Annotated in this window: 21 protein-coding genes; 11 read left to right on the forward strand and 10 right to left on the reverse strand. The window is 73.1% G+C overall.

What is annotated here, in order from left to right; translation table 11 throughout:
- Positions 1-5: 5 nt before the first annotated feature.
- The 4 genes from SYYSPA8_RS11420 to SYYSPA8_RS11435 all read right to left on the reverse strand — a co-directional run bounded on the left by SYYSPA8_RS11420 (position 6) and on the right by SYYSPA8_RS11435 (position 3,358).
- Positions 6-464, reverse strand: coding sequence for a hypothetical protein (locus SYYSPA8_RS11420; RefSeq protein ID WP_323446973.1), 459 nt, complete (start codon positions 462-464; stop codon positions 6-8).
- Between the two features lie 101 nt (positions 465-565).
- Complete coding sequence (locus SYYSPA8_RS11425) at positions 566-1,774, reverse strand: RNA polymerase subunit sigma-70 (RefSeq protein ID WP_323446974.1); 1,209 nt, start codon at positions 1,772-1,774, stop codon at positions 566-568.
- A gap of 193 nt (positions 1,775-1,967) precedes the next feature.
- Entirely contained in the window at positions 1,968-2,555 is a 588-nt protein-coding gene (locus SYYSPA8_RS11430) for a dihydrofolate reductase family protein (protein WP_323446975.1), read from the reverse strand.
- A gap of 116 nt (positions 2,556-2,671) precedes the next feature.
- Positions 2,672-3,358, reverse strand: a complete 687-nt coding sequence (locus SYYSPA8_RS11435; RefSeq protein WP_323446976.1) for a TetR/AcrR family transcriptional regulator — start codon at positions 3,356-3,358, stop codon at positions 2,672-2,674.
- 112 nt (positions 3,359-3,470) lie between these two features.
- On the opposite strand from SYYSPA8_RS11435, the gene SYYSPA8_RS11440 reads away from it, so the two are divergent.
- On the forward strand, positions 3,471-5,213 hold the full coding sequence (locus tag SYYSPA8_RS11440; RefSeq protein WP_323446977.1) for an ABC-F family ATP-binding cassette domain-containing protein: 1,743 nt from the start codon (positions 3,471-3,473) through the stop codon (positions 5,211-5,213).
- Between the two features lie 143 nt (positions 5,214-5,356).
- Complete coding sequence (locus SYYSPA8_RS11445; RefSeq protein ID WP_323446978.1) at positions 5,357-6,277, forward strand: Vgb family protein; 921 nt, start codon at positions 5,357-5,359, stop codon at positions 6,275-6,277.
- Between the two features lie 30 nt (positions 6,278-6,307).
- Here SYYSPA8_RS11445 and SYYSPA8_RS11450 read toward each other — a convergent pair whose 3' ends face one another.
- Complete coding sequence (locus SYYSPA8_RS11450) at positions 6,308-6,844, reverse strand: DUF6584 family protein (protein ID WP_323446979.1); 537 nt, start codon at positions 6,842-6,844, stop codon at positions 6,308-6,310.
- 63 nt (positions 6,845-6,907) lie between these two features.
- On the reverse strand, positions 6,908-8,365 hold the full coding sequence (gene rox, locus SYYSPA8_RS11455; RefSeq protein ID WP_323446980.1) for a rifampin monooxygenase: 1,458 nt from the start codon (positions 8,363-8,365) through the stop codon (positions 6,908-6,910).
- Positions 8,366-8,750: 385 nt separating this feature from the next.
- Here rox and SYYSPA8_RS11460 point away from each other — a divergent pair, with 385 nt between their 5' ends.
- On the forward strand, positions 8,751-9,275 hold the full coding sequence (locus SYYSPA8_RS11460) for a hypothetical protein (RefSeq protein WP_323446981.1): 525 nt from the start codon (positions 8,751-8,753) through the stop codon (positions 9,273-9,275).
- 49 nt (positions 9,276-9,324) lie between these two features.
- On the opposite strand, the gene SYYSPA8_RS11465 is transcribed toward SYYSPA8_RS11460, so the two are convergent.
- Positions 9,325-9,999 carry a hypothetical protein gene (locus SYYSPA8_RS11465; RefSeq protein WP_323446982.1) on the reverse strand — a complete coding sequence of 225 codons (675 nt, stop codon included), beginning with the start codon at positions 9,997-9,999 and terminating at the stop codon, positions 9,325-9,327.
- Between the two features lie 258 nt (positions 10,000-10,257).
- Here SYYSPA8_RS11465 and SYYSPA8_RS11470 point away from each other — a divergent pair, with 258 nt between their 5' ends.
- Entirely contained in the window at positions 10,258-11,031 is a 774-nt protein-coding gene (locus tag SYYSPA8_RS11470) for a S1 family peptidase (protein WP_323446983.1), read from the forward strand.
- 105 nt (positions 11,032-11,136) lie between these two features.
- Here the strand turns inward: SYYSPA8_RS11470 and SYYSPA8_RS11475 are convergent, their stop codons facing one another.
- Positions 11,137-12,327 carry a cytochrome P450 gene (locus tag SYYSPA8_RS11475; RefSeq protein WP_323446984.1) on the reverse strand — a complete coding sequence of 397 codons (1,191 nt, stop codon included), beginning with the start codon at positions 12,325-12,327 and terminating at the stop codon, positions 11,137-11,139.
- 293 nt (positions 12,328-12,620) lie between these two features.
- Between SYYSPA8_RS11475 and SYYSPA8_RS11480 the strand changes: the two genes are divergently transcribed.
- The 7 genes from SYYSPA8_RS11480 (at position 12,621) to SYYSPA8_RS11510 (ending at position 19,572) form a co-directional block, all read left to right on the forward strand.
- Positions 12,621-13,235 (forward strand): maltokinase N-terminal cap-like domain-containing protein, encoded by a 615-nt coding sequence (locus SYYSPA8_RS11480; RefSeq protein ID WP_323446985.1) that lies wholly within the window; start codon positions 12,621-12,623, stop codon positions 13,233-13,235.
- 181 nt (positions 13,236-13,416) lie between these two features.
- Entirely contained in the window at positions 13,417-13,974 is a 558-nt protein-coding gene (locus SYYSPA8_RS11485) for a carboxymuconolactone decarboxylase family protein (RefSeq protein WP_323446986.1), read from the forward strand.
- Positions 13,971-14,831, forward strand: a complete 861-nt coding sequence (locus tag SYYSPA8_RS11490; RefSeq protein ID WP_323446987.1) for an RNA polymerase sigma-70 factor — start codon at positions 13,971-13,973, stop codon at positions 14,829-14,831. Before SYYSPA8_RS11485 ends, SYYSPA8_RS11490 begins: the two co-directional genes overlap by 4 nt.
- A gap of 534 nt (positions 14,832-15,365) precedes the next feature.
- Positions 15,366-16,370, forward strand: a complete 1,005-nt coding sequence (locus tag SYYSPA8_RS11495) for an ABC transporter ATP-binding protein (RefSeq protein ID WP_323446988.1) — start codon at positions 15,366-15,368, stop codon at positions 16,368-16,370.
- Positions 16,367-17,359 (forward strand): ABC transporter permease, encoded by a 993-nt coding sequence (locus SYYSPA8_RS11500; protein ID WP_323446989.1) that lies wholly within the window; start codon positions 16,367-16,369, stop codon positions 17,357-17,359. The genes SYYSPA8_RS11495 and SYYSPA8_RS11500 overlap by 4 nt, the downstream gene beginning before the upstream one ends.
- 30 nt (positions 17,360-17,389) lie before the next feature.
- On the forward strand, positions 17,390-17,779 hold the full coding sequence (locus SYYSPA8_RS11505) for a GntR family transcriptional regulator (protein ID WP_323446990.1): 390 nt from the start codon (positions 17,390-17,392) through the stop codon (positions 17,777-17,779).
- Between the two features lie 266 nt (positions 17,780-18,045).
- Positions 18,046-19,572 (forward strand): FG-GAP-like repeat-containing protein, encoded by a 1,527-nt coding sequence (locus SYYSPA8_RS11510; protein WP_323446991.1) that lies wholly within the window; start codon positions 18,046-18,048, stop codon positions 19,570-19,572.
- 49 nt (positions 19,573-19,621) lie between these two features.
- On the opposite strand, the gene cpt is transcribed toward SYYSPA8_RS11510, so the two are convergent.
- A complete protein-coding gene (cpt, locus tag SYYSPA8_RS11515; RefSeq protein WP_323446992.1) occupies positions 19,622-20,155 on the reverse strand; it encodes a chloramphenicol phosphotransferase CPT in 534 nt (177 codons plus the stop codon).
- Between the two features lie 86 nt (positions 20,156-20,241).
- Positions 20,242-21,414, reverse strand: coding sequence for a hypothetical protein (locus tag SYYSPA8_RS11520; RefSeq protein ID WP_323446993.1), 1,173 nt, complete (start codon positions 21,412-21,414; stop codon positions 20,242-20,244).
- Positions 21,415-21,669 lie beyond the last annotated feature (255 nt).

Here is a 21,669-nt window from a genome sequence, read left to right on the forward strand (position 1 = left end):
CGGTGTCAGCGGATCCTGGTCATGACGGACGCGTAGCCACCGCCCCCGGGGTAGGTCCAGCTGCCGCTGAGCACGTTGCCGTCGGGGCTGAAGGTTCCCCGGTAGTACGCCGGGGAGCCCTTCTCCCCGGCCCAGATGGTCAGCGTGTCGCCGTCGGCGGAGGGGTCGTACACGTAGTCGAACGTGTTTCCCGCGTTGTCGTAATAACGGGAGTGGATGTCGGCGCCGGCCGCGTCGGCGCCGAACGGCTTGAGACGGCCGATGATCTCGACGCCGACGACCGGCTGCCCGTCCTGCGTCAGGTCGATGTCCTGGTGCAGGAAGTGCTCCCCCGGCAGCCACCGGTAGGTGACGGTCCCCTCGGCACCGCCGCTCACCTTCCAGGTCCCGGTCAGCCGGCGCAGGGAACGCAGCTCCAGATCGGACTGGGGGGCGGAGTCGGCGATGCGGTCAAGGTTGCTCATGGGTGGATATCCGTTTCCCTCGTGCGCTGTTGGTGCCCGTATGACGGCGGGGCACGGCAGGAGGAATCGGTGAAGGCGACGTGTCCTGCGTCACATCGCCGTCACAGCTCCGCGTTGGCGGGGTCGAGGGTGAGGGGGAGACCGGCCAGGGGCAGTACCTCCGGGCCGAAGGTGGTGATGCCGGTGATCACGCCGTGCTCGATCCGCAGGACATCGATGTTGACGGCGGAGTACTCCGCGTCGCCGGGCCTGCGGACGTAGTTGACGGCGGCGGGCTGCCGGTTCAGCGCCAGCGGTACGGAGTGCCACGCACCCCACGCGCTCTCGCCCTCCAGGACGGGCCGCCACATGGCGAGAATCGCCTCCCGGCCGGTGAAGACCAGATGCGCCGGAGGCATGGACTGGCAGGCGTCCTCGTGCAGCAGCGCGGTGAGCGCGGGCAGGTCCGCGTTGCGGCAGGCGGTGACGAACCGGTCCAGCAGGGCCCGTTCGGCGGCGGTCGGGCCGGTGGCGGCCTGCCACTCCGTGCGCTCCCCGGGCAGGTGCTCGCGCAGGGTGGCGCGGGCCCGCTGGAGCGCGCTCTTGACCGAGGCGACGCTCATCTCCAGGGTTTCGGCCGTCTCCTGGGCGGGCAGCCCGGCGGCGTCCCGCAGGACGAGGACGGCGCGCTGGCGCGGCGGCAGATGCTGGATCGCGGCGAGGAAGGCGAGTTCGATGGTCTCCCGCCCGATGGCGGCCGTCTCCGGCTCCGTCCCGGCGGGCGCGGCCAGGTCGAGCAGCCGGTCGGGGCAGGGCTGGAGCCAGGTCACCTCGGCGGTCGCCGACCGGGCCGGGCCGCCGTCGCTGCCGGCCGCCGCCACGGTCCGGCGGCGGCGCCTGGCCAGGTCGTCCAGGCAGACGTTGGTGGCGATCCGGTAGAGCCAGGCACGGAAGCCGGACCGGCCCTGGAAGCTCTGCCGCCGGTCCCAGGCGCGCAGCAGGGTCTCCTGCACCATGTCCTCGGCCTCGGTGAGGGAGCCGAGCATGCGGTAGCAGTGGACATGGAGTTCGTGCCGGTGCCGGGTGGCCAGCTCGGTGAACGTGCCCTGGTCACCGGCCCTGATCGCCTCGGCCGTCCGCTCGTGCTCGGCCCGCTGCCGTTCGGTCCGCTGCTGTTCGGTCCGCTGCTGTTCGGCCCGTTCCCGTTCGGCCCGTTCCCGTTCGGCCCGCTCCCGCTCGGCCTGCTCGCCCCCGGCCTGCTCGCGCTCGGTCCGCTCCCGCTCCGTGTGCTGCCGCTCGATCCGGTCCCGCGCCGCCGTCCCGCCGCTCACGTCGTCGTCCCCGCTTCCGTACGTCCGCTCCGGCCCCGCGCCGGTGCGGTGTGGGCTGTCCGTCCGCGTTCGACCGTAGTGCGTTACGTCCGCGTGCCGCGCAGGAGTACGGGTACGGGCCGGGCTCGCGCGGCCACGGCTGCTCGGGCGCTCGGGCGCTCGGGCGCCCGGACCGCTCGGGGGCCGTCGCCGGTCAGCGGCGGGCGAAGTGCGTGACGACCACGCCGTTGTCGAACGACGCACGGTCGGTGACATCGAAGACGGTGGGGTCGAAGGCCCCGCTGAACGCCGGGATGCCGGACCCGGCGACCACCGGGTAGCTCTTGATGATCAGCTCGTCGATCTCGGGCAGCAGCGCGCCCGCGAGGACACCGCCGCCGCAGAGCCAGATGTCCTGCCCCTCCTCCCGCTTGAGGCCGCGCACCAGGCCCAGCGGGTCCCCGGCGACCACGGTGACGGCGGGGTCGACGTCGGGCGCGAGCGTGCTGGACACGACGTACTGCCGCAGATGGGCGTAGGGGCTGGTGAAGCCGGCCGCAACACCGGGGCCGTAGGCGCCCCGGCCCATCAGTACCGTGTCGAAACGCTTGTTGGGGGCGTCGGCCAGGCCCTCGGAGGCGCGTCCGGGGGTGGGGACGGTCTCCGGGTAACGGGCGTTGATCCACCCGGAGTAGGCGGCCGCCTGCCGCTCGTCCCCGAGCGGGTAGAAGTCGAACTCCCCGCCGGGGCCGGCGATGTACCCGTCGATGCTGACGGCCACGTAGTACACGAGCTTTCGCATGAACACCTTCACCGTAGTACTTTGATTGAAGTGGTGTGACCGTAGTACTTCAAGTGAAGTGGTGTCAACGGAGATGCCGGATGCGGGGTGCCGGGATGGCGGACGCGATCCGTGGGCTATCCGCGCGTGCCGCCGAACGCGCCCGCCGCCGCCGCGAGGGCCGCGCTCCGGGCCGCCTGCGCCGGCAGCTCCGGGTCCGGCGGCGTACGGAGCAGTACCAGTTCGTGGTAGAGCGGCGCGGTCGCCGCGACCAGCAGCCGCCGTGCGTCCGTGTCCGCCGGCAGTTCGCCGCGCCGGACGGCCCGTTCGACGACGGCTCCGCAGCGCTCGTACCGGTCGTCCCAGAAGCGCCGCAGCGCGCGGGCGGCCTCGTCGGACCGGAACGAGGCCGCGATCAGAGCCTCGGTGATCGGCGGACGCGCGCTCAGGCCGGCCAGGATCTCCTGGTTCAGCGCCGTCAGATCCCCCGTCAGGTCGCCGGTGTCGGCGGGCCGCCAGCCGTCGCCGCCCGCCGCGTCGAGGACATCGGCGAGCAGCCCGCCGACATCCTTCCACCGCCGGTACACCGTGGTGCGGTGCACGCCCGCGCGAGCCGCGACCGCGTCGACGGTCAGTGCGTCGTAGCCGCCTTCGACCAGCAGGGCGCTGACCGCGTCGAGCACCTGCTCGCGGACGCGCGCGGTCCGCCCGCCGGGGCGCCGGCGGGCGGACGTCGGCTGCGTCTCCGGCGGGTCGGCCGCCTCTGCCGAGGGGGGCGGTGAAGGGCTTTCGGAGAAGGGGGTTGCGGGAGGGGGCGGGCTCATGCCAACATGCTAACACAACAAACGTCGCTTTAAGGAGTCGCCGTCATGCTCCACCGGAGTGCTCACCCGTCCCCGCATCCCCAGACCGCCGCGAGTACCCCGGAGTGCCTCCTTGCCTACGCAGATCACCGTTCGTTCCGTCACCAAGTCCCTGGGTGGCAAGCTCGTTCTCGACGATGTGACGTGCACGCTCACCGCCGGTGAGCGCACCGGGATCACCGGGGAGAACGGATCGGGAAAGTCCACCCTGCTGCGCCTGCTCGCCGGGGAGATCCGCCCCGATCACGGCGCGGTCGTCGTCCGGTCCGACGGCGGCGTCGGCTACTTCGCACAGGAGGGACGGCTGTCCCCCGACGCGACCGTGCGCCAGGTCGTGGACGAGGCCCTGGGCGAACTCCGCGCGATCGAGAGCCGCATGCGCCGCCTGGAGACCGCGATGGCGGCCGGCGACACCGACACCGACGCACGCACCGGCACAGGCCCCGACATCCACACACGTACCCACGCAGGCACCGGCCCCGGCCCCGGCCATGACGCGGTCAAAGACGCGGTCAGAGACGCGGTCATGGCCGAGTACGGCGAGCTGCTGACCGTCTTCGAGCTGCGCGGCGGCTACGAGGCCGACGCGCGCGTGGAAAGCGCCCTGCACGGCCTCGGCCTGGGCGCCCTCGACCACGACCGCACCGTCGGCAGCATGTCCGGCGGCCAGCGGGTCCGGCTCCGGCTCGCCGCCGTCCTGGCCGCCGCCCCCGAGGTGCTGCTCCTGGACGAACCGACCAACCACCTCGACGAGTCCGCCCTCGGCTGGCTGGAGGACCATCTGCGCACCCGCCGGGGCACCACCGTCGCCGTCTGCCACGACCGGCTCTTCCTCGAACGCGTCGCCACCACCCTCCTGGAGGTCGACGCCGACCGCCGCACCCTCGTCCGCCACGGCGGCGGGTACGCCGGACATCTCGCCGCGAAGGAGGCGGCCCGGCAGCGCTGGATCCACGACCACGCCCAGTGGCAGGCCGGTGTCGACCGGTTCCGCGAGGCCGCCGCGACCACCGCCCGCCGCGTCGCCCCCGGCCGCGCCATGAAGGACGGCAACAAGATGGCGTACGACCGCGCCGCCGGACGGGTGCAGCAGTCCCTCGCGGGCAGGGTCCGCCAGGCGGAGGAGCGGCTGAACCGGCTGCTCGCCGACCCGGTCCCGGCACCTCCCGAACCACTGCGCTTCACCCCCGTGCTGCGCGCGGGCCGGCTGCGCGGCGCCGTGCTCGACGCCGCCGGTGTCGCCGTCACGGACCGCCTCCACCCCGTCGGCCTCACGGTCACGGCGGGCGAACACCTGCTGGTCACCGGCGCGAACGGGGCGGGCAAGAGCACCCTGCTGAGCGTCCTCGCCGGGCGGATCCCACCCGACAGCGGCCGGGTCGCCCGCCGGGGCCGGATCGGCTACCTCCCGCAGCAGCCGGAGTTCGACCGGCCGGGCGACACCCTGCTGGCCGCCTTCGCGCGGGGCCGCGCCGGTCACCTTGACGACCACGCCGAACGGCTGCTCGCGCTCGGCCTGTTCACCCGTGACCGGCTGACCGTCCCCGTCGGTGGCCTCTCCACCGGGCAGCGGCAGCGGCTCGCCCTGGCCCGGCTGCTCAGCGAACCGGCGGACGTCCTGCTCCTCGACGAGCCCACGAACCATGTGTCCCCCGCGCTCGGCGAGGAGCTGGAAGCGGCGCTGGCCGACTACGCGGGCACCCTCGTGGTCGTCAGCCACGACCGCCTGCTGTGCCGGCGCTGGCAGGGGACCCGGCTCGATCTGACGGCGACCCCCGCCGCGAAGTCCGGAGCGGCCGCCGCCGTCACGGCCTGAGGGAGACGGCACGGGTACGGGGGCAGCGCCCGCCCCCGTACCCCCGCTCCTGTCCCGTCGTACGTGCGCACGCGCGCCATCTGCCATCTGCGCCATCTGTCATCCGCCGCATGCCAGCCGTCCGTCCATGGAAAGGACTCCGTATGCCCGACCGCACCACCACCTCCCTCCTGACCCGGATCGCCGTCTCCGAGCCGGGCGCGGGGCCTTACGCCGTCACCACCGGGCCCGACGGCGCGCTCTGGATCACCCTGGTCGATGCCGGGGAGATCGTCCGACTCGTACCGGGAGATCCGCCCGGCGGCCCCCACCGGCTCGACCGCCACGGACTCTCGGCCCCGGGCTGCGGGCCGACGGTCATCACCACCGGTGCCGACGGCGCGCTGTGGTTCACGCGCTACCGGGACCACAGCATCGGACGGATCACCGTCGACGGCACGGCGTCCTCCGTCAGCCTCCCGACGCCCGACAGCGGACCGTACGGGATGGTGTCCGGCCCCGACGGGGCACTGTGGTTCACCCAGCTGAACGCCGACCGGATCGGCAGGATCGGCACCGACGGCACGGTCACCGAGATCCCGCTGCCCGTGAGCGGGGCCTTTCCCTCCGCCATCACCACCGGACCCGACGACGCGCTCTGGTGCACGCTCCACCACGCGGACGCGCTGGGCCGCGTCGACACCGACGGCGGGATCACCGTCCATCCACTGCCCGCCACCGGCGCGGGCCCGGTCGGCATCACCCGGGGCCCGGACGGCGCGCTGTGGTTCACCGAGATCACCGCCGGCCGGATCGGCCGGATGGACACCGACGGCGCGGTCCGGGAGTTCTCCCTGCCGGATCGCGGCTGCCGCCCGCACGCGATCATCGCCGACCCGGACCGTGGGGTCTGCTGGTACACCGCGTGGGCGACCGGCCGGGTCGGATCCATCACCCCCGACGGACACATCGAGGAGTACGAGCTGCCGGACCCTGACGCCGGACCCCACGGCCTCACCGTGGGAACGGACGGCGCGGTCTACGTCACCATGGCTACAGGGGCGCTCGCCCGGCTGGAACCGTGACGCCGGCGGCCACCGCTCACCGCTCACCGCTCACCGCCAGAGCCAGCGCACGAAGCTGACGAGCCCGAACACCCAGACCGCGAAGAACCCGAGCAGCATCAGCACGATGCCGACGCCGGCCGGCAGACCGATGGCCGGGCCCCCATCGTCCTCCGGTTCGCCGCCGCCGTCGCCGTCCCGTTCGAAGGGAATCGTGGCCCAGTCGACCGGCCGCCCGGTGTGTTCCGAGGCGGCTTCGCGTACGCCGGTCAGCTGCCGGGCCGCGAACGCGGTACCGGCGAGGGATTCGGGCGCGTTCCAGGCCAGGGCCCGCATCCGCCGGAGCGGCGCTGAGTACCGTTTCTCGAACGCGGCGGTCTCCGCCGGGTCCCGGTCCTCCTCCAGATACATCCACCGCCCGGCTTCGGCGGGCTCGCCGTACAGCCGGTAGACCTCGCCCAGGCGCCGCCGGAGCGCCAGGTCCTCGGGGAAGGAGGACACCAGACCGCGCAGCCGCTGCCGCGCCAGGGGTATCCGACCCGCCGCGAGGTCCGCTTCCGCACGAGCCAGTGTTTCCATGAGAGCCATGGCTGCATGATCCCTCACGGAACGCGGCGGCCGTCCGGGCGGCCCTCGGGAACGAGGGGAGGCTCAGCGGGCGGCGGCGCCGAACCACTTGGGCAGCCGGCCGAGCAGTTCCCGCTGGTCGTCGCCGACCCACACCACGTGGCCGTCCGGACGCAGCAGCGCCGCGGGCACGTCCAGTTCCCCGGCGGCGTCGAAGACGTGGTCCACGCGGTCCTCCCAGCCCGCCACCGACAGCCGGCCGGTCCGGTCGAGCAGCAGGCCGCGGCCGCCGTGCGTCAGTTCGTAGAGGCGGCCCCGCTCCAGCTTCAGATCCCGCATCCGCCGCCCGAGCAGTTCCTGCCCCTGCCCCTGCCCTTGCCCCGGCCCCTCGCCCTCGCCGATGTCGTAGCGGACCGAGATCGCGCTGATCTTCTCGATCAGATACCGGTTCACCTCCTCGAAGTCCATCAGTTCCGCCAGCAGCCGCCGCACCGCCCGGGGCCCCGGCTCCGCCTCCAGCAGCTGGGTCTGCGCACGGGTGTTGTCCAGCACGTCGGCGGCCACCGGGTGGCGCTCGCCGTGGTAGCTGTCCAGCAGCCCGTCCGGTGCCCAGCCGTTGATCTCGGCCGCCAGTTTCCAGCCGAGGTTGAACGCGTCCTGGAGGCCCAGGTTGAGGCCCTGCCCGCCGGTCGGCGGGTGGATGTGCGCCGCGTCGCCCGCCAGCAGTACCCGGCCGACCCGGTAGCGCTCGGCCAGCCGCGTGGCGTCGCCGAACCGGGAGAGCCAGCGCGGCGAGTGCACGCCGAAGTCGGTGCCCGCGATCGCCCGCGTCCGCTCCTTGACCTGCTCCAGCGTCGGCGGGACCGTACGGTCCTCGGCCACCCCGTCGGCGGGCACGATGAGGCGGTACACCCCGTCCCCGAGGGGCATGGTCCCGAACCGCTTGTGCGTCCTGCGGACCTCGGCCACCACGGCGGCCAGCTCCTGTGGCGCCACGGCCACCTCCACCTCCGCCAGCAGGGTCTCGACCCGGGTGGGCTCACCCGGGAAGCCGACGCCGAGCAGCTTGCGCACCGTGCTGCGGCCGCCGTCGCAGCCGACGAGCCAGCGCGAGCGCAGCCGCGTGCCGTCGGCCAGCCCGACCGTCACCCCGTCCTCGTCCTGGCTCACCCCGACCAGTTCGTTGCCGCGCCGGATCTCCGCGCCGGCCTCGATGGCGTGCTCGGCCAGCAGCCGCTCCGTGACCGCCTGCGGGATGCCGAGGACATAGGAGTGCGCGGTGTTCAGCCGCTCCGGCCACGGTTTGTCGATGCCGGCGAAGAAACCGCCGACCGCGAACCGCTGCCCGATCGCGAGGAACGGCTCCAGCAGCCCGCGCTGGTCCAGGACCTCGACGCTGCGCGCGTGCAGGCCCAGTGCGCGGGACTGCCCGGCGGGCACCGCCTCCTTCTCCAGGACGACCACGCGCACACCGTGCAGCCGCAACTCGCCGGCCAGCATCAACCCGGTCGGCCCGGCACCGGCAACGATCACATCAATCATCACAACACCCATATCCGCATATCTGCGTATCCGCGTTCACCGTCTCCGGCTTGGATGGGCGATTCTGCGTCACGCCAGGGGCCTTGTGGCAAGCCCCCCGGTGCGCTATAAGTTAAGAGTGGCGAGGAGTGGGTGACCCCCTCGCCCTTTGTCATTTCCGGAGACTCCCGGGGATTCCTGGAGACTTCCGGAGACACTCGGCCAGATTCCTGGAGCGCATCCCCCGGCACGGCACCTCGTACGCGGTGATACCCGGTGGAGGCCTTATCGGCGCACCCATCGGCCCTGCCCGCCCCCACCGCTGCGATAGGTTCGTACCTTCCGTCCGGCCGCTCCCCGGTCCCGTCCGCCCGGGGTGGGCCGCCCGATGGACAAGGGGGACACCGTGGCCACTGCGGACAGCGCGTTTCTCACTCACGCGGCGGAGGTCGTCTTCGACCTCGGCCTCGACCGTTTCCGGCTGACCGCACTGACGGTCCCGACCCGCCGGATCGCGTTCGCCGAACTGCCCGGCCCGGCCCGGCCGCCGGTCTACCAGGCGGGCGGCCCGCCCGCTTCCGCCGCTCCGGAGGGCCGCCGCCCGCCCGACTGGCGACCGGCCGCCGACGCGCCGGCCTGGCTCCATCTCGCCTGGCTGCTGGACGACCTCGCGGCCTGGACCGTGGCCCTCGCCGAGGAGCGCATCACCGTCACCGGGCTCGAAGCGCCCCGGCCCGAGTGGTGCGACCTGCTCCTCCGCGATGGGGACACCTCCTGCCGCGCCCGGATCACCCTCGCGGACCGGGCGACGACGCTCGACTTCCCCGGCATGTACCTGTGCGAACTGCTCGCCGAGGGCCGCTACCGCGACCAGCTCGTACCCGCCCCGGGAACGGGCCGCCCACTGATCGACCTGCGCGGTGTCCTCTGAACCCGGCACCGGCCGCGCCCACCACCCGCCCGGGAGAGGTGCCGGGCTCCTACGCGGTGGCCCGCCAGTCGCCGCAGTACTGGATGTGCAGCAGATCGGGGATGTCCCCCCGGGCGCCACGCCGATGCCGGGAACCGGCGTCGAGTTCGACACAGCGATGGGACTCCCCGCCGCCGCCCGGATCCGCGTACCGCGGGGCCGTCAGCCGGTGGACCGTGGCCCCGGTCTCCCGGAACGCCACCGCACTGCCGGTCACGAACATCGTCTCCGCCGCCCGCGCGAAGGAGAGACGGTCCCGGAACTCCTCCGTCCAGTAACGGGGGTGGAGTTCGGCCCCGGGCCCTTGGAAGTCGCTCTCCGGGATCGTCACGGTATGCGGCACCCCGGCGCCGAGCCGTGCCCGTACGGCCTTCCACCGCGACGCGGGGAACTGCGACCGGTGGTGCACCAGGGCCAGATCCAGCGGTGCGACCGGCTCGTCCGGCTCCACCGGCAGCCCGTCGGGCGCCGCGTTCCCCCGTATCGGCAGATACACCAGCGACCGGGGGGACCGAGCCGCGAGCCCCCAGGCCACGGCGAGTTGCGCCGCCCCCTCGTCGTCGGCGTACAGATCGGCCGCCCACGCGGGACGGAGGAAGAGACCCCGGGCCGGCCGGTCGGGGCGTATCACGCGGTACTCGTCCGCGCCGAGCCGGACGCGGTGGATCCTCATACGGTGCTTCACGGAGCGTGACCCTACGGAGGAAACCAGCCGCAGCCCACCGAATTTGGCCACCGGGTCCCGACAGGGAGATTGCGGAGGTCACGGAGGCCCTGGGGTCCTCGGGAGGCATCAAAACGTGTGGAAACGCCCGTGCGGAGAGTGAAATGGATCTCAACAGGCCCTCGGTGGACGGAAGATGGAACGCCACGGACGATCTTCCCGTCCTGCTGCGCGGAGCGCGCGGTCGTACCGGCCGCGCCGTGCATCGAAGGGGGAACCATGCCCGTGTTCACCAAGCGTGCTGCTGCCGTACTCACCACCACGGCGCTCGCCGTGACCGGCCTCGCGGCGACCGCCGCCCCGGCCACCGCCATCCACGGCGGCCAGAACACCACCGTCACCGACCATCCATACGCGATGCTGTTCACCACCGCCGACAACCAGCAGGTGTGCGGCGGCACCCTGGTGGCGCCCACCAAGGTGCTCACGGCGGCGCACTGCGTCGACGACGCGACCTCCACCAATCTGAAGGTCATCGGCGGCCGTACCGACCTGTCGTCCACCAAGGGGACGGTCCGCGCCATCCGCTCGATCGCCCTCCACCCCCAGTACGACGGGACGGGGCTGGTCAACGACGCCGCCGTGGTGACCCTCTCCGCGTCGATGCCGTACGCCACGCTGCCGGTCGCCGGCCCGAACGACACCGCCCTCTACACCCTCGGCACCACCGCGAAGGCCGTGGGCTGGGGCAGGATCGCACGCGACACCAACGCCACCCGGCTGAAGTCGGCGCAGCTCACCGTCTCGCCGCTGGCGAAGTGCGACCCCTTCACCGAACCGACCGACTCCCTCGACCGCAAGGTGTGCGGCACGCCGCCCGCCGGTACGCAGAACAGCATCTGCCGGGGCGACTCGGGCGGCCCGCTCGTCGCCGGCGGCAAGGTGATCGGCGTCGTCACCTCCGGGAACAAGTACTGCGACACCGAGCACCTGAAGTCCGTCTTCACCCGTACCAGCTCGATCGCGGCGGATCTCGGCCTCCCGACCAGCTGACCAGCCCACCCGTTGACGCGGTGACGCACCGACACCGCACGCCCGGGGCCCGGCCCCTCCGCCCAGGAAAGCGAAGGGGCCGGGCCCCGGGCTCCAGTCAGCCGCTCACCAGGTCACCATGAGCCGCCGGGGGCTGCGGGAGCTGCTGCCCAGCCGCCATTCCACTCCCTCCGCCGGCTCCGCCAGGCGCAGCGTCGGGAAGCGGGCCGCGAGCCGGTGCAGGCCCAGCCGGAGTTCCAGCCGGGCCAGCCAGGCGCCCAGGCAGTAGTGCGGACCGGCGCCGAACGCCAGCGTCGGGGCCTCCAGCGGGGCGAAGAGGTCGTCGAAGGGCCGCGCGGAGAAGATGTCGGGATCCCGGTTGGCCAGTGAACAGTCGGCGAGCACCACCGAACCGGCCGGAATGACGACCCCGCCGACCTCGATGTCCTCGGCGGCGTGCCGGGCGCTGCCCCGGTCGTCGCCCAGCGGGATCAGATGGAGCAGCCGGTCCGTGAGCACCTCCGCCGCCCCCTCGTCCGCGCCCAGCCGCTCCCAGCAGTCGGGCCGTTCGCCGAGCAGATAGAGCAGGCAGTTGCTCAGCATGGTCATGGTGGAGTCGTGGCCGCCGATCGCCAGCCCGCACACCAGCTGCACGAGCTGCGCCTCGGGCACCCCGCCCTCCGCGTCGGCCGCCCGGACCATGCCGCTGACCAGGTCGTCCGACGGGGCCCGGCGCCGCTCCGCGAGCAGCGCGGAGCCGACCTCCGCGAACTCGGCCAGGGAGGAGGCCACTTCGGCGCTGTCGTGGGAGCCGTCGGAGAAGGCGTGCTCCGCCCAGTGGCGCAGCCGTGCCCGTACCGACTCGTCAAGACCCATCAGCCGGCTGATCACCATGACGGGCAGGGGCAGGGCGTACCGCTCCACGGCGTCGGCGGGCCGCTCGCACCGCGCGAGCCCGTCCAGGCACTGTTCCACGATGGCGGCGATCCAGGGCTCCCAGCGGGCGACGGCCCTCGGGGTGAAGGCCCGCCGCAGGGTGCGGCGCAGCCGCAGATGGTCGGGGCCGTCCTGGTTGAACATCAGATCCGGGTTGCTCACCAGATCCGGTACGGAGGACAGGGCCGGGCCGTCCGTCTCCCAGAGGCTGGAACGCCGGAAACGGGCGTCGGAGAGGACCTGCCGGACATCCCCGGGTCTGCTCACGAGCCAGCCGGGGGAGCCGTCGGAGAGTTCCGTGGGGCACGGGGGTCCCACCACCCCCTGGATCGCGTGGTGCAGCGGCGGACGGGGGGAGGGAACGGGGTCTGCGGCGGTCACGTGGGCCTCCTGCGCGCGGCGGCGGGCGACGGGCCGCTCCGCCGGGGAAAGCCTAGGGGCGCGCATGGGCGTGCCGTAACGGCGTACAGCGGCGTCACCAGCGCGGAATGTAAGCCTCCGCCGCGCCCCGGACCGCTGTTCGGACGGGCACCCTCCTCCCGGCCTCCCCACGCTGTCGTCGTCCCATCCCCCGCCGACGGTCGCTTCGGTCGCTTGAGTCGCTGCCGCCGCCGTATCCTGCCCGTTCCGGAGACCGGAGCCGCGACCGGTCGCAGAAGCAGAGGAGCATCCGCATGGCCGTCCTGCACGCAACCACCATGAAGCCCACCAAGCTGGAACTGCTCACCGCATGGCTCCCCCGGCAGAGCTGGTACGAGGGCGGTGCCGCCACCCCGGAGCTGGCCACTTCCGGCGGCTTCCGCCTGGACGACCCGGCGGGGGAGGTCGGCATCGAGATCATGGTCGTGACCGACACCTCCGGTCCCGAGCCGGTGGTGTACCTGGTGCCGATGGGCTACCGGGGCGCGGAGTCGGCGGACATCCCCGCCGAGGGCCTGATCGGCACCTCCGAGCACGGCGTGCTGGGCACCCGGTGGATCTTCGACGGTACGTACGACCCGGTGGTGACGGCCCAGTTGCGGGCCCTTCTGGACGGCGTCGCGGTGCCGCAGCACCAGCGCGAGAGCGGCAGGACGGAGCCGACCGTCGTGGTGGAGGGCGCCGTTCCCGCGGATGGGTCCGAGGTACGGATCAACCGCGTGCTGCTGCCGGTGGACTCCGCCGGGGAGCCTCGGGACACGACGGGTACGCAGGACGGGCACAGTGCTCCCGCACGCCTGGTCGCCGGGTGGACCGGCCCGGACGGGACGGCCGTACGGGGCGTGTTCGCGACCGCCGTACGCGGGTAGCCGCCCGTCCCCGGGGGCCGCGCGGCCGTACGCCCGCGCGGCCCCTCCGGACCGTACTCCGCTCCCTTCGCCCGCCGGATGTCACACTCCGGCGGGCTGTTCTGTCCCACCTGCGGAAGCCCGCCGGAACACCCGTACGGCAACGACAGGTACGACAGGTACGACAGGACGGAGCCAACCCATGGCCAGGATCCCGCTCACCCCGCCCGACACCCTCCTCAACCGTCTGGGCGCCTGGTACTCCCGGCGCGTCTACGGCAAGGTGCTCGAACCCGGTCTCGCCGTCGGGCACAACGCCCGCGTCCTGCGCGCCTATGTGCGGCACGAGCGCGCGGTGGCCAAGTGGAACACGCTGGACCGGGGACTCAAGCAGCTCGCCGTCATGGCGTCGGCGGCCCGGATCAACTGCTCGTGGTGCATGGATTTCGGCCATTGGGAGGCCGACGGCCTGGGCCTCCCCATGGAGAAGATCGCCAAGGTCCCCCGGTGGCGTGAGCACCGGACCTCCTTCACCGCGCTGGAACTGCTCGTCATGGAGTACGCCGAGGCCATGACCGAGACCGAGCCCGCCGTCACCGACGAACTCGCCCGTGACCTGCTGACACGGCTCGGCGAGGCCGCCTTCGTCGAGCTGACCGCCATGGTCGCGCTGGAGAACTACCGCTCGCGTCTCAACAGCGCCTTCGGCCTCACCAGCCAGGGCTTCTCGGACGCGTGTGCAGTACCGTCACGGGCGTGATCGACACCGCCACCTTTGAACAGAACCGGCGCATGCTGTTCGGCATCGCCTACCGCATGCTCGGCAGCGTCGCCGACGCCGAGGATCTGGTGCAGGACACCTGGCTGCGGTGCAGCCAGGTGTCCACCCGCGTGGAGAACCCGGCGGGCTACCTCGCCCGGACGGTCACCAATCTCGCCCTCAACCGGCTCACGTCCGCGGCCGTCACGCGCGAGCGGTACGTCGGCCCCTGGCTGCCCGAACCCCTCGTCACCCGGCCCGACACGGCCGAGGACGTGGAGCTGGCCGAATCCGTCTCCCTCGCGATGCTCGTCGTGCTGGAGAGCCTGTCACCGCTGGAGCGGGCGGTCTTCGTGCTCAAGGAGGTCTTCGGCTTCTCGTTCACGGAGATCGCGGGGATGCTGGAGCGGAGCGAGGCGTCCGTACGGCAGGTCGGCCGCCGGGCCCGTACCCATGTCCAGGAACGCAGACCGCGCTACGACACCCCCGACGAGGTGCGGCGGCGGGTCACCGACGAGTTCCTGGCGGCGTGCGTCGGCGGCGACCTCAACCGGGTGATGGAACTGCTGGCCCCCGATGTGACGGCGTGGAGCGACGGCGGCGGCAAGGTGCAGGCCGCCCTCCATCCGCAGCGCGGCGCGGACAAGGTCGCCCGCTTCTTCACCGGCGTACTCGCGAAGCTGGCGCCCGGCACCGACGCGCACCCGGTTCTCGTCAACGGCCGCCCGGGACTGCTGTTCACCGTCGACGGCCGGCCCGACACCGTCACCTGCGCCGAGATCGTGGACGGGCGCATCACCCAGATCCACGCCATCCGCAACCCGGACAAGCTCCGCCATGTGGAGCCCATCGGCTGAACGCCGCCGCGCACGACCGCTCCGGCACCGGGCCGTGCGCCGCCCGTTGCCGTTGCCGTTGCCGTTTGCCTTTGCCGTACGGGACTGCCGCCGCGCCCGCGTCCCGGCGGGAGGCGGCCGGCGAGGTCCGCGCCCATCCCGCCGGGCCCACCGGTCCGTGAACGGGAAGAGCCCTCGTACCCGACGCCCGGCCACTGATGTCCGAAGCCGGGCCGCCGACCGACACGATCGTCCACGAGATCGGCGGTGACCGGCTGCTGCGGCTGATCGGCGTCCGCCCAGGCGTTCTACGGCCTCGTCCGCCGGGATCCCGTCCCCCTGTCCGATCCCGGCGACGGGCACGGCGGCCCCACGCGCCGACCCCACGCGCCGCCCCGGCACGCCGACATGACGCACCGACATGACCCACCGCCATGACGCACCGACATGACGCGCCGACACGGCGGGCCCCTTTGACTTCTTCCGCTTCCGTCCTCCAGAATCACCACCATTCCACTAACTAACTAGTGGAAGCATGAGTGAAGCGGGGGACGCATGACCGACGACTCGTATCCGTACGCCCTGGAGGCCCGTGGCCTCGGCAAGAAGTACCTGCGCGGCCTGGCCCTCCAGGACTGCTCCTTCCGGCTGCCGGCCGGCACCATCACCGCCCTCGTCGGGCCCAACGGAGCCGGCAAGAGCACCTTCCTGCGGATCGCCGCCCGCCTGATCCGGCCGTCCACCGGCCGGCTGCGGATCTTCGGTACGGACGTCACCGACGCCGCCGCCCTCGACCGGGTCGCCCTGGTGGACCAGGACAAGCCCCTGTACAAGGGCTTCACCGTGGCCGAGACCCTGCGACTCGGCCGCGAACTCAACCCGCGCTGGGACCAGGCGGCCGCCGAACGGATCGTGGCCGCCGGGCAGGTGCCCTTCGATGCGAAGGTCGGAACCCTCTCCGGCGGCCAGCGCACCCGCGTCGCGCTCGCCCTCGCCTTCGGCAAGCAGGCCGAACTGCTCCTCCTCGACGAGCCGATGGCCGATCTCGACCCCCTCGCGCGCCATGAACTCTCCGCCCTGCTCATCGCGGAGGCCGCCGAGCGCGGCACGACCGTCCTGATGTCGTCGCACCTGGTCTCCGAGCTGGAGGAGATGTGCGACCACCTGCTCGTACTCGCCGGGGGACGGCTGCGGATGGCCGGTGCGACCGACGAGCTGCTCCCCGCCCATCTGCTGGTCACCGGGCTCGCCGACCCCGGCGCCCGGCCCGCCGGCGACGGAGTGCTGCCGCCCGGGTTCGCCGAGCGCCACACCGTGATCGACTCCCGGGTCACCGGGCGCCAGTTCACCGCCCTGATCCGGGCCGGGGCCGACCCCGGCGACCAGTACAACAGCGCGGAACCCACCCTCGAAGAGGTGCTGCTCGGCTATCTGCGCTCACCCGGGGCCCCCTCGTTGATCACGCCCGACACCGCCGTCACCACCGCGACCACCGCGACCACCGCCCCGGCGGGCACGACCACCACCGCCACCGGCTTCCGGAAGGACCACGCCGCATGAGCGCCACGACGACCACTCCCGCGTCGAGCCCTTCCACCGACACCCCGGGCATCGGCCGCCGCGGCCCGCTGCGGGGCGTCACCTGGGTGGTGTGGCGGTGCAACCGCACCGCGCTGCTGATCCTGCTCGGCGCGGCGGCCGCGTTCGCCCTCTACTGCGCCGTCGAACGGCCCGGCCTCCTGGACGCCCTCGCGCGGCTGGAGGCCGGACAGATCGGCCGGCTTCCCCAGGCGGACAACTCCGTACTCGACAACGGATTCCTGTTCGTCCAGTTCCTGCCTCTGGCGGTCGGCGTCTTCATCGGCGCCCCGCTGCTCGCGAGGGAGGAGGAACAGGGCACCCTCCGGCTGATCACCACCCAGTCCGTCGGGCGGACCCGGGTGGCCATCAGCATGCTGGCCCTGCCCCTGCTGACCGTGGCGGTCTGCACCACCGCCATCACGACGGCCTTCACCTGGCTGTGGCGCCCGGCCCACGCCGTTCACTCCGGCGGGGACTGGTGGGTGAGCGGAGCGTTCATGGTCACCGGTCCCATGCCTGTCGCCCTGACCCTCTTCCTGACCACTTTCGGTATCGCGGCCGGGGCCGTGCTGCGCCGTGCGGTCGCCGCCATGGGCGTGACCTTCCTCGTCTACGGCGTCTGGGACCTGCTGCTGGTGGGGCACATCCAGCGGATGGTGGCGACGCCCCGGTCGCTGACGTACCCTCTGGGCGGCGAGCAGCCGCAGCTTCCGGAGGGCGCCGCCTGGTTCGACCGGTGGGCCGTCTCCGCGGACGGCGAACTCCACGGCTGGGGCAGCTGCGTGTTGTCCACCGAGCAGGCGTCCGTGGCGTGCATGAGGGAGAAGGGGCTCGTCAGCGAGGTCGTCGAATACCTCGACTACGAGCAGCTGGGCGGTATGCAGTGGACCCTGGCGGCGATACTGCTGACGGTGTCGGCCGTCCTGGCCGGCTTCGCGGTGTGGTGGACGCGCCGCAAGTCGTTGTAATCGGTGCAAGCGCACAGTGGGGCGGTTTCCGTGGTCGAGTTCCGGATCGACCGGCGCAGCGGCGTCGCCACCTATCTCCAGATCGTGCAGCAGGTGAAGCAGGCCCTGCGGCTCGGCATCCTGGTGGAGGGCGACCGGCTGCCCACCGCCGCGCAGGTGGCCGCGACGACCCGGGTGAACCCCAACACCACCCTGAAGGCCTATCGCGAACTGGAACGCGAGGGACTGGTCGAGCCGCGCCCCGGCGTCGGCACCTTCGTCAGCCAGTCCCTCAGCCGGCTTCCGGCGCAGGACAACGACCGGCTGGCGGCGGGGCTCGCGGCCTGGATGGACGGGGCGCGCGAGGCGGGTATGGAACGGGAGGACGTCCGCGCGCTGATGGACGCGACGCTGGAAGAGCGCTTTCCCGCGGACGGGTGAGGCCGACCGCCCGGGAGCCCTGCTCGGCCGATCGCCCGGAGCCTGCCCGGCCGGTCGGAGCCCTGCCCGGCCGCCCGGCAGACGCCCGGCGGCCGGCCCGGCACCTGTCTCCCGGGGGTTCCTGTCCCCGGTCCGTGAACGGTGTACGGGACACCGGACCGGACCCGGCCGGGAAGCGCAACCATTCGTGTTCCCCGGCCGTCAAGCAGGGGCGTGGCACGGCGAGAACGCGCCACGCTCCCGACGACGATCCAGGGGGCTCCACCATGACCTCACGCAGCACGCTCCGGAGACCGGCGCTGGTGGCCGCGGCCACCGTCGTCTCCTCGCTCGTCTGCGCCCTCGCCGCGCCGGTGGCCGCCGCCGGCCCCGTACCGCAGGAACCGGCCCCCCGGAAGAAGGCCGTACCGATCGAGGACTTCAACGGCGACGGCCTGCGCGACGTCGTCGTCGCCGCGTCGTACGGGACGGTGCGGGGACGCACCGGGGCCGGGTTCGTGACCGTGCTGTACGGCGCGGAGTCCGGCCCGGCGAAGGCGCGGAAGCAGCTCCTCCACCAGGAGACCCCGGGGGTGCCCGGCGGCGCCGAGGCGGACGACTTCTTCGGCGGCTCCCTGACCACGGCCGACCTCGACCGCGACGGGTACAGCGATCTGATCGTGGGCGCGCACGGCGAGGACACCGGTACGGCGGCGGCGGGCAGCGGCGTCGGCACCCTGTCGGTGATCTGGGGCGGCAGGGGCGGACTCCAGGGGGCGGCGACCCTGCTGACGGGCTCCGGCACGGACGCGGAGATCGGTCGTCACACCGTGGCCGGCGACATCGACGGCGACGGGGCCGCCGACGTGGTCACCACGGAGAACGGGCGGCATCTGCAGGTCCTCTCCGGGCCGTTCGACCGGTCCGGGCGGCCCCTCGGCGGCTCGGACACCCTCCGCGACGACGGCGAGAACAGGATCACCGACCTGGCGGCGGGCGACATCACGGGCGACGGGCGGGCCGACCTCGCGGCCACCCGGCACGCGTACCCCGACGACGACTCCTTCCACACGGTCCACTGGAAGGGCACCGCCGTGGGGCCGGCCCCCGCGAAGGCGATCACACACGGCCCGAGTACCCGCCTCCAGGGCAGCAACCTCGACATCGGCGACATCAACAAGGACGGTTACGAGGACCTGGTCGTCGGCCGCCCCCACGACGGCTGGGCGAGCGACCCCGCCCAGGCCGCCGGCGGCATGATCACCTATGTGCCGGGCTCGGCCTCGGGCCCGGTGGGCACCCGGGTCCGCGTGTTCAACCAGGACAGCCCGGGAGTCCCCGGCAGCGCGGAGGGCACCGGCGTCCCGTACGGCCCCGACCAGTTCGGCACGGGCGTCACCATCGGCGACATCGACGGGGACGGCTACGGGGATGTCGCGCTCGGCGTCCCCCTGGAGACCATCGGTACGGACGGGAAGAGGCTCGGCGCCGGTACGGTCGTCACCCTGCGCGGCACCAGGAACGGCCCGACGGGCGCCGGGGCGAAGCTCTTCAGCCAGGACACGGCCGGGGTGCCGGGCGCGGCGGAGCGCTGGGACACGTTCGGTACGGCGGTGAAGCTGGCCGACACCGACGGCGACCGCAGGGCCGAGCTGATCGTCGGGGCCCGTGGCGAGAACCGGGGCGAGGGCGGGCTCTGGGTCCTCAGGGGCACCGGTTCCGGGATCACGGGCAAGGGCGCGTCCGCCTTCGACGCCCGCCACTTCGGCGCCGTCCGCGCGGGGGCCAACCTCGGGGACGTCATCAACCACTGACGGCGACCACGGACGGGGACCACGGACGACAACCACCGGGCGTCGGTGTTCACCCGACCCGGGCGGCGATGAGCCGCGCGCACGCGAGGGATTCGGTACGCGTGGTGTCGACCTCCAGGTCGTAGCCGACGCCCTCGTGGGCCAGGTCCGCCTGCGACGCGGCCATCCCCCGGGCCCGGTCCCCCCGGGCGATCTCCCGCCCGGCGGCGACGGCGCTCTCGCAGCGGACCCCGACCCAGAGGACGTCCAGCCCGTCGAGGGCCTGCCGCCACCGCTGCTGGGACGCGGCACCACCGAGGAACACGTCGTCGACGACGACCCGCGCACCGGACCGCGCCATGGCCGCGACCCCTGCCATCCACGCCGCTTCCAACCGCCGGAACTCCGGCCCGATGTCCACCCCGCCGTCCGCCGTGAACCCGATGCCCTCGCCCGAGGACTCCAGGGCCGGGGGCAGCGCGTCGACCAGCACATCGATACCGAGAGAGAGCCAGGGGTCCGGCAGGACGGCCTGGAGACACCGGACGATCCCGGACTTGCCCGAGCTGGACCCGCCGTTCAGAACGATCACTTGAGTTGGCACAGGAGCACAGTAGAGGGGCCCGCCGACCAGCCGGAACGCATTTCCGGCGGGCCCCGCCATGCCCCCGCCGGGCCTGCGGGGCTGCCTCAGGTCCGGGTGGCGGTTCCGCACCCGTCGCCGCCCGCCCCCGTGCGCATCCGCTCGGGCATCGACGTGCTGCGGTCGTACGGGTCGACTGCGGGGCCGGTCCCCGCCCCCGCCGACTGCCCGGAGCCGAACTCCGGGGCGAGCAGGCCCGCGCCGTCGCCCGTCCCCGTGCCTGCCCCCCTGCCCGTACCCGTGGCTGCTTCCGCTGCCGCCCCGCAGCCGCCGTTGGCCACGTCGACCGTGTACGAGACGAGCGAGAACGTCCCCGGCTCGGTATGCACCTTCGCGGGGTTGTCCCAGTTCAGCACCGTCTCGCGGCGCACGATCGTGCGCGCGACCTCGTCACCGCCGCGCGCCGGCGCCACCGCGTACACATAGGTGACATCGGCCGTCACCCGGAGGGCGCCGAGCGGACCCTCCCGGTATGTGATGCGGCCCCGGGTCCTGACGTCGTCCCCGATGAGCCGGACGCGTTCCGTGTCGAACCGGCTGAAGAGCATCAGCGGGTCGTTCTCCTCGTCCGGCGCGCGGAACGCGGCCGCCAGGAACTCCCGGGTGTCCTGCTGACGCGGGTTGATCAGCGCGATGGCCCGGCGGGGGCGCTCGCCGCGCAACACCCCCGGGTCCAGGTTGGACGCGGCGTGGAAGTCCCGGGTCCGGGCGAGGGCCTGCCGGACCTGCGCCGTGGTCATCCAGCCGGTGGCCCGGGCCGCCGGCAGGGAGATCCCGGCGGTGCCGCTCGCCCAGCGCGCGGCGGGCGACCCCCTGAACGGGTCCTTCGGCGTGGGCCGCAGGGCCGACTCCGTGGGCGGCGGCTGGGTGGGGCGTTCCGACTCGCCCGCGAGCGGCTGCCCGGCCCCGCCGCCCCCGCCGCCACCGCCGTCACCGAACAGGCCGGTCACCCGCCCCGGCAGCAGCGCGACGACGAGCAGGGCGACCGAGGCCAGCAGCCCGGCCACGTACCAGCCCTTCCGTGACTTCGGCCGGGCCGGTGAGTACGTGCGCCACGGCTCCGGCCGGGCGGGGTTCTCGCGCAGCCTGCGCGTCACCTCCCGGGCCCGCGCCGACGGCTCCTCGGGCGCTCCCCGCACCCCGTCCACCGATTCCCTGAGGAACCGCTCCCACTCCTCGTCGGACAGGGACGAACCGCCCTGCCCACCACCCACGCTCACACCCGACTCCTCACGCCGCCCACCGTTCCGGCGGCGTCCCATCCATGATCATTGACCGAATGATCCCATGGCGGCCCCGGGTCCGATCGGCGGCCCCGGCCCCGGACCGGGGCCCACCGCGCGGCCGATCACCCGGTGATAGCTTTCCGTCCGCTCACTGGTCCAAGTGCTCCGGCACCCCACCCCACCTGCGCTTTTCATCAACTCTCAGCGTTTCATGAGGACTTCTCTCAGAGAGATCTCATCTTTCTCTGC

The sequence above is a fragment of the Streptomyces yaizuensis genome (assembly GCF_034961445.1).
Lineage (GTDB): Bacteria > Actinomycetota > Actinomycetes > Streptomycetales > Streptomycetaceae > Streptomyces > Streptomyces yaizuensis.

Coding starts and splice junctions, on each gene's coding strand:
- SYYSPA8_RS11420 (WP_323446973.1), bottom strand. CDS start 464: ATGAGCAACCTTGACCGCATCGCCGACTCCGCCCCCCAGTCCGATCTG.
- SYYSPA8_RS11430 (WP_323446975.1), bottom strand. CDS start 2,555: ATGCGAAAGCTCGTGTACTACGTGGCCGTCAGCATCGACGGGTACATC.
- SYYSPA8_RS11435 (WP_323446976.1), bottom strand. CDS start 3,358: ATGAGCCCGCCCCCTCCCGCAACCCCCTTCTCCGAAAGCCCTTCACCG.
- SYYSPA8_RS11445 (WP_323446978.1), top strand. CDS start 5,357: ATGCCCGACCGCACCACCACCTCCCTCCTGACCCGGATCGCCGTCTCC.
- SYYSPA8_RS11450 (WP_323446979.1), bottom strand. CDS start 6,844: ATGGCTCTCATGGAAACACTGGCTCGTGCGGAAGCGGACCTCGCGGCG.
- rox (WP_323446980.1), bottom strand. CDS start 8,365: ATGATTGATGTGATCGTTGCCGGTGCCGGGCCGACCGGGTTGATGCTG.
- SYYSPA8_RS11470 (WP_323446983.1), top strand. CDS start 10,258: ATGCCCGTGTTCACCAAGCGTGCTGCTGCCGTACTCACCACCACGGCG.
- SYYSPA8_RS11480 (WP_323446985.1), top strand. CDS start 12,621: ATGGCCGTCCTGCACGCAACCACCATGAAGCCCACCAAGCTGGAACTG.
- SYYSPA8_RS11485 (WP_323446986.1), top strand. CDS start 13,417: ATGGCCAGGATCCCGCTCACCCCGCCCGACACCCTCCTCAACCGTCTG.
- SYYSPA8_RS11495 (WP_323446988.1), top strand. CDS start 15,366: ATGACCGACGACTCGTATCCGTACGCCCTGGAGGCCCGTGGCCTCGGC.
- SYYSPA8_RS11500 (WP_323446989.1), top strand. CDS start 16,367: ATGAGCGCCACGACGACCACTCCCGCGTCGAGCCCTTCCACCGACACC.
- SYYSPA8_RS11510 (WP_323446991.1), top strand. CDS start 18,046: ATGACCTCACGCAGCACGCTCCGGAGACCGGCGCTGGTGGCCGCGGCC.